10 protein-coding genes and 1 rRNA gene (1 of these 11 only partly in view) are annotated in these 11,681 nt (G+C 59.2%); 5 read left to right on the top strand and 6 right to left on the bottom strand.

The window, feature by feature from the left end; genetic code table 11:
* The 6 genes from ACKPCU_RS04165 to urtA form a co-directional block, all read right to left on the bottom strand.
* Window positions 1-191, bottom strand: a 16S ribosomal RNA gene (locus tag ACKPCU_RS04165); it reaches 1,346 nt to the left of the window's first position.
* Between the two features lie 613 nt (window positions 192-804).
* Complete coding sequence (gene urtE, locus ACKPCU_RS04160; RefSeq protein WP_321350134.1) at window positions 805-1,494, bottom strand: urea ABC transporter ATP-binding subunit UrtE; 690 nt, start codon at window positions 1,492-1,494, stop codon at window positions 805-807.
* A gap of 18 nt (window positions 1,495-1,512) precedes the next feature.
* A complete protein-coding gene (gene urtD, locus ACKPCU_RS04155; protein ID WP_321350132.1) occupies window positions 1,513-2,253 on the bottom strand; it encodes an urea ABC transporter ATP-binding protein UrtD in 741 nt (246 codons plus the stop codon).
* Window positions 2,250-3,392 (bottom strand): urea ABC transporter permease subunit UrtC, encoded by a 1,143-nt coding sequence (gene urtC / locus ACKPCU_RS04150; RefSeq protein WP_321350130.1) that lies wholly within the window; start codon window positions 3,390-3,392, stop codon window positions 2,250-2,252. The genes urtD and urtC overlap by 4 nt, the downstream gene beginning before the upstream one ends.
* A 27-nt stretch (window positions 3,393-3,419) precedes the next feature.
* Window positions 3,420-4,343 carry an urea ABC transporter permease subunit UrtB gene (gene urtB, locus ACKPCU_RS04145; RefSeq protein ID WP_104736436.1) on the bottom strand — a complete coding sequence of 308 codons (924 nt, stop codon included), beginning with the start codon at window positions 4,341-4,343 and terminating at the stop codon, window positions 3,420-3,422.
* Window positions 4,344-4,409: 66 nt separating this feature from the next.
* Window positions 4,410-5,570, bottom strand: a complete 1,161-nt coding sequence (urtA, locus tag ACKPCU_RS04140) for an urea ABC transporter substrate-binding protein (RefSeq protein WP_321351734.1) — start codon at window positions 5,568-5,570, stop codon at window positions 4,410-4,412.
* Between the two features lie 533 nt (window positions 5,571-6,103).
* Between urtA and fmdA the strand changes: the two genes are divergently transcribed.
* The 5 genes from fmdA (at window position 6,104) to ACKPCU_RS04115 (ending at window position 11,629) form a co-directional block, all read left to right on the top strand.
* Complete coding sequence (gene fmdA, locus ACKPCU_RS04135) at window positions 6,104-7,333, top strand: formamidase (RefSeq protein ID WP_104736438.1); 1,230 nt, start codon at window positions 6,104-6,106, stop codon at window positions 7,331-7,333.
* Between the two features lie 70 nt (window positions 7,334-7,403).
* Window positions 7,404-7,727 carry an FmdB family zinc ribbon protein gene (locus tag ACKPCU_RS04130; RefSeq protein ID WP_104736439.1) on the top strand — a complete coding sequence of 108 codons (324 nt, stop codon included), beginning with the start codon at window positions 7,404-7,406 and terminating at the stop codon, window positions 7,725-7,727.
* A 122-nt stretch (window positions 7,728-7,849) separates the two neighbouring features.
* Window positions 7,850-9,445 (top strand): sigma-54-dependent Fis family transcriptional regulator, encoded by a 1,596-nt coding sequence (locus ACKPCU_RS04125; protein WP_104736440.1) that lies wholly within the window; start codon window positions 7,850-7,852, stop codon window positions 9,443-9,445.
* Window positions 9,446-9,476: 31 nt separating this feature from the next.
* Complete coding sequence (locus ACKPCU_RS04120; protein WP_321350124.1) at window positions 9,477-10,523, top strand: aliphatic amidase; 1,047 nt, start codon at window positions 9,477-9,479, stop codon at window positions 10,521-10,523.
* A 53-nt stretch (window positions 10,524-10,576) separates the two neighbouring features.
* Window positions 10,577-11,629, top strand: coding sequence for an AAA family ATPase (locus ACKPCU_RS04115; protein WP_321350121.1), 1,053 nt, complete (start codon window positions 10,577-10,579; stop codon window positions 11,627-11,629).
* Window positions 11,630-11,681 lie beyond the last annotated feature (52 nt).

Below are 11,681 nucleotides of genomic sequence, written 5' to 3'. Positions count from 1 at the left end.
TTTCTCCCGTAGGACGTATGCGGTATTAGCGACCCTTTCGAGTCGTTGTCCCCCACTACCAGGCAGATTCCTAGGCTTTACTCACCCGTCCGCCGCTAACTCCAGGAGCAAGCTCCCTTCATCCGCTCGACTTGCATGTGTTAGGCCTGCCGCCAGCGTTCAATCTGAGCCATGATCAAACTCTTCAGTTAAATACTGATTGGGTTTTGAGAAAACCCTAAACTTGGCTCAGCTTTACAAAAAACTCTAGAATTCACAGAGTAACTTGCTTGGCTGATAATCTTTCTGATCATCGAGCACATTCAGCAAGCACCCACACGAATTACTTGATTCAAATTGTTAAAGAGCGATTCGGTCAGCGTTTCCGCCTAACCAAGGCCGCGCATTCTACGCTAACCTCATGTTCTGTCAAGCTTTTATTTGAAGTTTTTAACCGCCTCAAAACCCGCTTGAACAACCCAAAACAGCTTCCGCTTTCCGGGTCAGGGAGGCGCATTCTACAGGATCAAACCCCGCTGTCAACACCTTCCAAACAACCTGATGAGAACTTCTCATCGCACTCGAATTGGCGTCTTTCGAACACCCCTTCCGAGGCGGCGCATTCTACGCCATCTCGCCGAACTGTCAAGCTTCATTTTCAAGCTAACTCATTGATTAATAAGCGCTTTAGGCGAAGCATCCTGCCCGACGAGGAGGCGAATTATAGGCCCGTCAGATTTTCCGTCAAGCCCTATTTTCGCGCAGGCATGAAAAAACCCGGCTCCCTTACGGAAAGCCGGGTTTTGCCCTGCGAGACGCAGGTGTTCAGACCGACAGATAACGACTGATATGGTCCTTGTCGATTTGCTCACCTACCGCCTCATGGACAATCTTGCCCTTGTCGATCACCAGCATCCGGTCTGCTACTGCCAGCGCGAAGCTCAGCACCTGCTCCGACACGACGATGCTGATCTTGCGCAACTGCTTGATCTCGTTAAGCGTGGTTGCCAATTGCTTGATGATCGATGGCTGAATCCCCTCGGTTGGCTCATCCAGCAGCAGAATCTTGGGGTCGGCCGCCAGTGCTCGACCGATCGCCAGCTGCTGCTGCTGACCACCTGACAAGTTGCCGGCCTTGCGATGGCGCATTTCCAGCAATACCGGAAACAACTCATAGATGTCATCCGGCACCTTGCGCCGCCCGGTAACTTCCAGCCCGGCCATGATGTTTTCCTCTACAGTCAGGGTCGGAAACACCATCCGGCCTTGAGGAACATACGCTACACCGCTGGCCACCCGCTGGTAAGACTGCAGCCTGGACAGCTCCTTGCTATTAAAAGTGATCTCCCCGCCGCTGCAGGGAATCATGCCGATCAGCGACTTGAACAGCGTGGTCTTGCCCATGCCGTTGCGGCCCATGATCGCTACCGTCTCATTCTCACCCACGTCCAGGTCGATGCCGTGGATGACCTCACTCATGCCATAACTGACCCGCAGATCACGTACGTTCAGCATGCTCATGCTCCTTTGCAGTTAGTGGCCGAGGTAAACCTCGATGACCTTTTCGTTCGCCTGCACTTCGTCCATCTTGCCTTCAGCCAGCAACTTGCCCTGATGGAGAACGGTCACCCGGTGGGCGATGTCCTTGACGAAGTCCATGTCGTGCTCGATCACAATCACCGAGCGGTTTTTGCTGATCCGCCCGAGCAGTTCGGCGGTCGCCTCGCGCTCGGACACACTCATCCCGGCGACCGGCTCATCCAGCATCAACAGCTCCGGGTCCTGAATCAGCAGCATACCAATCTCCAGCCACTGCTTTTGGCCGTGGCTGAGCAGGCCGGCGCTGGTATCCAGGCGGTCGCTGAGAAATATCTCTCCGGCGACCTCCATAACCCGTGCATTGACCTGTTCGGTGACTTTGAAAAACAAGCTGCCGAACACGTTGCGCCCCTTCGGATACGACAACTCCAGATTTTCCCGCACCGTGAGGTTTTCGTAGATCGACGGGGTCTGAAACTTGCGCCCTACCCCGGCCTTGACGATGTCGTGTTCGACCAGTTTGGTCAGCTCGGTGTCTTTGAATTTGATCGAGCCCGCCGAAGCTTTGGTCTTACCGCAGATCAAATCCAGCAGCGTGGTCTTGCCGGCGCCATTCGGCCCGATCACCACCCGCACTTCGTTGCGCTCAACGTATAGGTTCAAACCGTCGACCGCCTTGAAGCCATCAAAGGACACGGTCAGATCTTCGATGGCCAGCAGAATGGGAGAACTCATGAGCGCGCCTCCTGGGCAACCGACTTGTCTTCTTGACTCACCGCCGCCCGCTTGCGCGAGAACAGCTTGGCGACCTGCGGACGCACGTAGTCTTCATAGATACCGGCCAGCCCCTGCGGGAACAGCAGCACGACTCCGATGAACAGCGCACCCATGAACACGATCCACAGTTGCGGAAAGCTCTCCGACAGCAGGGTCTTGGCCAGATTCACCAGCAGCGCCCCATACACCGCACCGATCAGCGACAGGCGCCCGCCGACCGCACAGAAGATCACCATTTCAATCGAGGCCACGGTGCCGACGAACGACGGCGACATAAAGCCAACCTGCAGTGCGAACATCGCTCCACCCAACGCCGAGAACACGCCGGCCAGGGCAAACACGAAGATCTTGATATTGGCGACGTCGTACCCGGAGAAACGCACCCGGTCTTCCTGGTCGCGCATGGCGATCAGCAATTTGCCGTAGCGACTGTTGAGTACAAACTGGCCAACCAGCAAGCAGGCGATCAACAGAATGCAGCAGAGGAAATAGAGCAGATACTTAGCACTGTCTGGGCGGATGTCCCACCCCAGCATGGTGCGCAGGTCGGTAATGCCGTTGATGCCACCGGTATAGCCCTGCTGACCGATGATCAGAATGGTGGCGATGGAGGCAATCGCCTGGGTAATGATCGCGAAGTACACCCCGCCGACCCGGCGCTTGAACATGGCCGCACCAATCAGAAAGGCAACCAGCGCCGGCACCGTCAGGATCAGCAGCACAGTCAGCGTCAGGCTGTGAAACGGCATCCACCCCAACGGCAGCTCAGTGATCTGGTTCCAGTCCATAAAGTCCGGAATACCCGGGGTACTTTGAATCGCGGTGTTTTCCGGGCTGGATGCTTCCAGCTTGAGGAACATCGCCATGCAATAACCGCCAATACCGAAGAACACCCCCTGCCCGAGACTGAGAATCCCGCCGTAACCCCAGCAGAGCACCAGCCCTACGGCGACAAACGCATAGGTCAGGTACTTACCGACCAGATTCAGACGGAAGATGTCCAGCGTCAGCGGCAGGATCACCATCAGCAGGACGGCCAGCGCAAGCAACTGCAGCAAGCGTTGCCGCCCCCCGAATGCTGCTATCCATTTATCCATTTCAATAACCTCCAGCGCAGGCGTCGCTTAGCGACGCACCTTGCTTGCAAAGAGCCCCTGGGGACGGAACATCAGAATCGCGACCACAGTCAGCAAGGTGATCACCTTGGCCATGGAGCCACTGAGGAAGAATTCGAGAATCGACTGCGACTGGGCGATGCCGAAGGCCGACACCACAGTGCCGAACAGGCTGGCAGCACCACCGAACACCACCACGAGGAAGGTGTCGACGATATACAGGGAGCCGGTTGTCGGGCCGGTCGAAGCGATGGTGGTAAAGGCCGCCCCCGCCACCCCGGCGATACCGCAGCCAAGCGCGAAGGTGAAGCGGTCTACCCGTTGGGTATTGATACCCGCAGCGTTGGCCATCATCCGATTCTGGGTCGTCGCACGCACCTTGATGCCCCAGCGCGAGCGGTACAGCAGAATCACCACCAGCACCGTCATCAGCGCGGTGATACCCATGACGAACAGGCCGTTGAGCGGGATATCGATAATGTCGGTCGGCGCCCAGGAGCCCATCAGCCAGTCCGGCATAACGACGCTGACTTCACGCGGACCAAAGGTCGAACGGTAAATCTGCTGCAGGATCAGCCCCAGCCCCCAGGTCGCCAGCAGCGTATCGAGCGGACGGGCATACAGCCGCCGGATCAATAACATTTCGACCAGATAGCCAAGTATGAAGGTACCGAGAAATGCCAGCACTACGGCCAGCGGGAAGTAAAACTGCTGCATCCAGGGCCAGGTTTCGGTGGCCAGCTTGGATACCATCCAGGTGATGTAGGCGCCCAGCGTAAGAAATTCACCATGGGCCATGTTGATGACGCCCATCTGCCCGAAGATGATCGCCAGCCCGAGGGCCATCAGCAGAAAGACGCAGAACAGACTCAGGCCACTGAATCCTTGCATCACAAAAATGGCCACGAGTTCCTGACTTGAATATCCGCCCATAATTACTCTCCTAGACGGGTGCGGCCACCTGGACCGCACCCTGTTGCATCACTTCAAACGGACGTCTTACTGGTAGCCTTCCGGGAAGGGATTCGGTTCGATCAGGTCGGACTCGTAAACTACGGTGGCCTGACCGTCAGCACCCCATTGACCAACCCGCAGCTTGCTCCACAGGTGGTGGTTCGGGTGAACGCGGACGTAGCCTTCAGGCGCGGTAGTCAGCTCAATATCAGCGGAGGCTGCAGCCACAGCATCAACGTCAAAGCTGCCGGCCTTCTCAACCGCCGCTTTCCACAGCCAAGGGCCGAGGTAGGCGGCTTGAGTTACGTCGCCGATCACGCTGTCTTCACCCCAGCGTGCCTTGAACGCGTCGACGAAGGCCTGGTTGTTTTCGTTGTCCAGCGACTGGAAGTACTTCATCGCGGAGTAGAAACCTTCCATGTTCTCACCACCGATACCCAGTACTTCATCCTCGGTTACCGAAATGGTCATGATGGTTTGACGGTCAGACGTGATACCGGCGGCCTTGAGCTGCTTCCACCAGGCGACGTTGGAACCGCCAACGATGCTGGAATAAACAACATCAGGTTTCTTCAGGCGGATCTTGTTGATCAGCGAGCCGAAGTTGGTATTGCCCAGCGGGTAATACTCCTCGCCAACCACTTCGCCACCCAGCACGTCTTCGATGTGCTTGCGGGCAATCTTGTTGGAGGTGCGCGGCCAGATGTAGTCGGAGCCGACCAGGTAGAAGGTCTTGGCGTCCTTCTCTTCGGCGATCCAGTCAAGACCAGCGATGATCTGCTGAGTGGCTTCCTGGCCGGTGTAAATCACGTTCTTGGATTGCTCCAGCCCCTCATAGAAGGTCGGGTAGTAGAGCATGCCGTTCTCGTTCTCGAAGACCGGTAATACCGCCTTGCGAGAGGCGGAGGTCCAGCAGCCGAAAACCGAGGCAACGCGGTCCTGAACCAGCAGCTTGCGGGCCTTCTCGGCAAAGGTCGGCCAGTCACTGGCGCCGTCTTCCTGGATGATTTCGATCTGGCGACCCAGCACACCGCCCATGGCGTTGATCTGCTCGATGGCCAGCATTTCTGCCTCAACCGAACCGGTTTCGCTGATCGCCATGGTGCCGGTAATGGAGTGGAGAATACCGACTTTGACGGTGTCGTCGGTCACGGCCAGCCCAGTGGTATTGACCTCAGCCGTCGGCATATCTGCCGCACCCGCCATGCTGGCCAGGCCCAGACCTGTGCCCAGCGCCAGACCGATCAGGCCACGCTTCCAGGCTGGCTTGCTGCGTTTTGAGTCTTGCATAGGGTGAATCTCCTTGATGTGGGTAGAACCGGCTGGCAGACCTCTCTCCCCGGCCTGCCTTGCCTGTCATCAAGGCCTACAGCAACCACTGTGCCAGCGCGCCAGAGTGCGCACTGTCAAACCACCATGACGGCCAAAAATCCTTTGCAGATCAATTGACTGCATAGCTGTATCAAAATCTTCCAGGCGCTCGACTGCGGCCAATGTCAAGCAACGGCCAGGGGAAATGACAATCTGCACCTGACATTGTCATGACAATGTCCAAAATCGCTTAGTGACATTGTTAAGCCCGCCCGTCTCAGCGCCTGACAATGCGCTGAACAATTCATTTAAGGCACTGATATATAAGAAATAATAAAAACAAAACAAAGCTGGCACGGCTTCTGCTCAGGGAAAAGCACGGTCCATACACGGGCCCGACTCATCACCCAAGCAGAGGATTCGCTGTCATGGCAGAAACACTGATCAAGATCGATCTGAGCAAGAGCCCTCAGGAGCACGACAACATTCACAACCGCTGGCACCCGGACGTCCCGATGGTCGCCACGGTCAAGCCCGGCTCTGACTTCATCGTCGAATGCATGGATTGGACTGGCGGCCAGATCGGCAACAACGACAGTGCCGAAGACGTGCGCGACGTCGACCTGAGCAAGGTGCACTACCTCAGCGGCCCGATTGCAGTCGAGGGCGCCGAGCCGGGCGACCTGCTGGTCGTCGACATTCTCGACATCGGAGCCTTTGCCGATCAGATGTGGGGGTTCAACGGCGTGTTCGCCAAAGAGAACGGCGGCGGCTTCCTGACCGAACACTACCCGGAAGCGCGCAAGACCATCTGGGACTTTAACGGCATCTATACCAAGTCTCGCCATATTCCGGGCGTGGAATTCATCGGCCTGATGCACCCCGGCCTGATCGGCTGTCTGCCGTCGCAGGACCTACTGGATGAATGGAACAGCCGCGAGCAGGCGCTGATTGATACCGACCCGGATCGCGTTCCAGCTCTGGCCAACCCGCCCTACGCCCCGACCGCGCATGTCGGCCGTGCCACCGGTGACGCTGCCGCCAAGGTCGCTGCCGAAGGTGCGCGCACCGTGCCGCCGCGCGAACACGGTGGTAACTGTGACATCAAGGATCTGACCAAGGGCTCACGGGTGTTCTTCCCGGTATATGTGAAGGGCGGCGGCCTGTCGATGGGCGACCTGCACTTCTCCCAGGGCGACGGCGAAATTACCTTCTGCGGCGCCATCGAGATGGCTGGCTGGATTCATATTCGCGTCAACGTCATCAAGGATGGCTGCAAGAAGTACGGCGTGAAGAACCCGATCTTCCAGCCCAGCGATATGGCGCCAAGCTACAAGAAACACCTGATTTTCGAAGGCATCTCGGTCGACGAGAGCGGCAAGCAGCACTATCTGGATGCGCACGTTGCCTACCGTCAGGCCTGCCTGAATGCCATCGAATACCTGAAGAAATTCGGCTACAGCGGCGCCCAGGCGTACTCGCTACTCGGCACAGCACCGGTGCAGGGTCACATCAGCGGTATCGTCGACGTGCCGAACGTCTGCGCCACCATCTGGATTCCAACCGAGATATTCGACTTCGACATCATGCCGAACGCCGAAGGCCCGACCATCGCGGTAAGCAGTCCGGAAGTGCCAACAGCCCTCTGGAAAGGCTGATAGCACAGCAGTGGCCCGCACCAGCATGGGCGGGCCACATCTTCCAAGTCGCACGTTTGCGGAGCAGATAATGCCTTTATACGATTTTGAATGTACCGACTGCGGCCCCTTCGAAGCGCTGCTGCCGAGCAGTGAGCGGAACCTGCCACGGGCCTGCCCAATCTGCTCGCAGCCCATGCAGCGCCGCATCAGCGCACCGCGCCTGCAGACCCTCAGCGCCCATCAGCGCAAGGCACACGAGACCAACGAGCGCAGCGCTCACGCCCCCAAGGTCAGCCACGGGCACAGTTGTTGCAGCTCCGGTAGTTGCCAGCACACCAAGCGCAAGGAGGGAGAACCTCCTGCCCTCAAACAACAGTCTGGACCACGACGACCCTGGATGATCAGTCACTAGATCAGACGCGGTGCAGACCGCTTACCCAGTCAGCAGTGCAGGGATGACAGGTCGCGTGGATATCAGCCAACGCGGAGGATCTGTTCATCTTGAATGCCATACAGAAACGGACAGCCCAACAGATGATGAAGCGCGAACTCGTCGTCATTCTGGAGATGGCCAAGCTCCTCGAGAAACCACTGGATGCCCCACGCACCATTCAGGGCATCCTGCGTTTGCTGTCTCAGCTCTATGGACTGAACTGTGGACGCGTCAGCCTGCCGGAAGCGAACTCCCAGTCGCTACAGGTGAAGTACTCCTACGGCTTGTCAGTTGATGATCTCAAGGCCGGCCGCTTCAACGTCGACATCAATCAGGGCGTGACCGGCTATGTGATGCGCACCGGATCGATCGGTCTGGTGCCGGACGTCAACGACGAGCCACTGTTTGTGCGCCGCATTACCGAACTGTCGCACCACAGCGGCGGCCGCATGGCTTTTATCGCTGTGCCGATTCTCGAATCCGGCACCCCGATTGGCGTGCTCTCGGTGCAGCGCGAAGGCATGCACGAACGCCCCTTCGACGAAGACATCAGCCTGCTGCGCGTGGCCGCCGCGATGATCGGACAGGTGCTGCGCATCCACCAGTTTGTGGTGGACCAGACCGAGCATCTGGTCAAGGAAAACCAGAGCCTGCGCCACAGCATCGCGGTCGAAGGCATGCTCAAGCAAAGCCTCGCCCACGGTATCCTCGGCAGCAGCCCGGCCTTGATGGACGCGGTGCGCTCGACCATTCAGGTCGCCCACAGCGATGCCCCGGTGATGCTGCTCGGCGAGTCCGGCACCGGCAAGGAAAAATTTGCGCGGATGATCCACCAGCAGAGCGACCGCCGCGAGAAGCCGTTCATCTGCATCAACTGTGCGGCGATTCCGGCAGACCTGCTTGAATCCGAACTGTTCGGCCACACCAAGGGCGCCTTCACCGGCGCGTCACAGAACAAGCAAGGCAAGATCGTCCAGGCCGACGGCGGCACGCTGTTTCTCGACGAAATCGGCGACATGCCGCTGTCACTGCAGGCCAAGCTGCTGCGCGTACTGCAGGAGAAGAAGGTCGACCCGATCGGCAGTCACGACTCCGTCGCCGTGGACTTTCGGGTGATTACCGCCACCCACGTCAACCTGCAGGCCTCGGTCAACCAGGGCGCCTTCCGCCTTGACCTGTTCTATCGCCTGCACGTGGTGCCGGTACACCTGCCGCCGCTACGCGAGCGCCAGGAAGACATCCGTCAGCTGGCCCTGCACTTTCTCAACGAACTCAACCACCACTACGAACGCAACTGGAGCCTGGCAGCCGACGCCTTTGCGGTACTCGAAGGCTTCGACTGGCCCGGCAATATCCGGCAGTTGCAGAACGTACTGGAGCGGGCCTCACTGACCAGCGATCAGGAGCTGATTGATGCCGACAAGCTGCGTCAGGCACTGGCCTCGGAAAGCTCGATAGCAATCCCCGGCAACCGCCAGCCACAGGCCACCGCCGAGGTCGCCGCCCCTGGACCCAGCGACAACGCACCCCGCCAGTACGGGCGCTCCTACAACTGGGTGCAGGAAGACGAGGCCGACCGTATCCGCGCGATGCTCTCGCAAACCAATAACAACCAGTCTGAAGCCGCACGCCGCCTGAACATCAGCCTGCGGCAACTGCGCTATCGGGTCGACAAACTCGGCATCGGGCGCAACTGACTGCAACTCAACCGCAACGAAGGAGTTACCCATGCGTCACGGAGATATTTCCAGCAGTCCTGATACCGTTGGCGTGGCTGTCGTCAACTACAAGATGCCGCGCCTGCACACCCGCGAAGAGGTACTCGACAACGCGCGCAAGATCGCCGATATGATCATCGGCATGAAACAAGGTCTGCCGGGCATGGACCTGGTGGTGTTTCCGGAATACAGCACCATGGGCATCATGTACGACGGCGACGAGATGATGGCGACCGCCACCACGGTACCCGGCGACGAAACCCGGATCTTCAGCGAGGCCTGCAAGCAGGCCAACACCTGGGGCATCTTCTCGCTCACCGGCGAGCGTCACGAAGAACACCCGCACAAGGCGCCCTACAACACTCTGGTACTGATCAACGATCAGGGCGAAATCGTACAGAAGTACCGCAAGTGCATTCCCTGGTGCCCCATCGAAGGCTGGTACCCGGGCGATCGCACCTACGTATCCGAAGGCCCCAAGGGCATGAAGATCAGCCTGATCATCTGCGACGACGGTAACTACCCGGAAATCTGGCGCGATTGCGCGATGAAGGGCGCCGAGCTGATCGTCCGCTGCCAGGGTTACATGTACCCGGCCAAGGACCAGCAGGTGATGATGGCCAAGACCATGGCCTGGGCCAACAACTGCTACGTTGCCGTCGCCAACGCCACCGGCTTTGACGGCGTCTACAGCTACTTCGGTCATTCCGCGATCATCGGCTTCGACGGCCGTACGCTGGGCGAATGTGGCGAAGAGGACATGGGCGTGCAGTACGCGCAACTGTCAGTGTCGCAGATTCGTGATGCGCGTGCCAACGACCAGTCGCAGAACCACCTGTTCAAGCTGCTGCATCGTGGCTACACCGGCATGTACAACTCCGGCGACGGTGACCGAGGCGTGGCAGACTGCCCATTCGAGTTTTATCGCACCTGGGTCATGGACGCGGAGAAGGCGCGCGACAATGTCGAGGCCATGACCCGCAAAACCATCGGCGTCGCCGACTGCCCGGTCGGCGAGCTGCCCCACTCCGGCAAGGAACGCGAAGCCGGACTCTGACCACACCGGGGCGCCCGCACGGCGCCCCGCCCGGAGCGATACGGCCCAACACCATGCCCTTTATCAACGACCTGCTGGCCGAGAACCAGCAACACAACGAGCAGCAAGCGCCGCGCACCCGCGCCCACGCCAGCCGCTTCCTGTTTGAGCCCTTGCGCGTCATGCAGCTGCTGCAGCAGCGCATCATCGGTCAGGACGATGCCCTCGCAGAAATCAGCGACAGCCTGGCGGTGGTCAAGGCCGAGCTGGGCGATCCACGCAAACCACTCGGCGTGTTCCTTTTGCTCGGCCCTACCGGCGTCGGCAAAACCGAAACCGTGCGACTGCTGGCCGAGGCGATTCACGGTCGGGCCGATGCCCTGTGCCGGATCGACATGAACACCCTGGCACAGGAGCACTACGCTGCCTCCCTGACTGGCGCACCACCCGGCTACGTCGGCAGCAAGGAAGGCACCACCCTGTTCGACCGCGAGGCCATCGAAGGCAGCTTCGGCAGACCCGGCCTCGTGCTGTTTGACGAGCTGGAGAAAGCTAGCGACCCGGTCATTCGCGCGCTGATGAATATCTTCGACAACGGCCAACTGCGCCTCAGCGCCGGCAACAGCACATTGGACTTTCGCAACAGCCTGATTTTTTTGACCAGCAACCTCGGCGCCAGCAGCGTGCAACAACTGGAGCAGGGCTGGGCGCGACTGTTGCCACCCCGCTGGCGCAGCAGCCTACAGCAACGGGTACAGCGGCGTGCACTGCAACAGCGTTTTGATCCCGAGTTTCTCAACCGACTGGATCACCGCATTCGCTACCGCTCACTGCACAGCAGCCAGTTGCAGCATCTGGTCGAACTGGCGTTGGCACAGCTCAATCAACGACTGGCCCGGCATCAGGTTCAGCTCGCGCTGGATGCCGAGCTGCGTGACTGGCTTGCAGCCCGCGGCCACGACCACCGCTTCGGCGCGCGCGCCATGGCCCGCAGCTTTCGCCATCACCTTGAACCCGTGGTTGCCAGAGCCTTGCTTAACGCCGAGGTGCCCCCTGTGGGCAGCCTGCTGCGCGCCAGCCTGAACGCGGGGGAGGTGCAGGTCCGGATTGAACCACCACCAGTCTGACAGCAAACAACAGGCACAAAAAAACCCGCCGAGGCGGGTTTTTTCGTTCAAC

It is taken from the genome of Halopseudomonas oceani (genome assembly GCF_963677335.1).
In the GTDB taxonomy this organism is placed as follows: Bacteria; Pseudomonadota; Gammaproteobacteria; order Pseudomonadales; family Pseudomonadaceae; genus Halopseudomonas; species Halopseudomonas oceani.
This window is presented reverse-complemented; position numbering and strand designations above follow the sequence as displayed.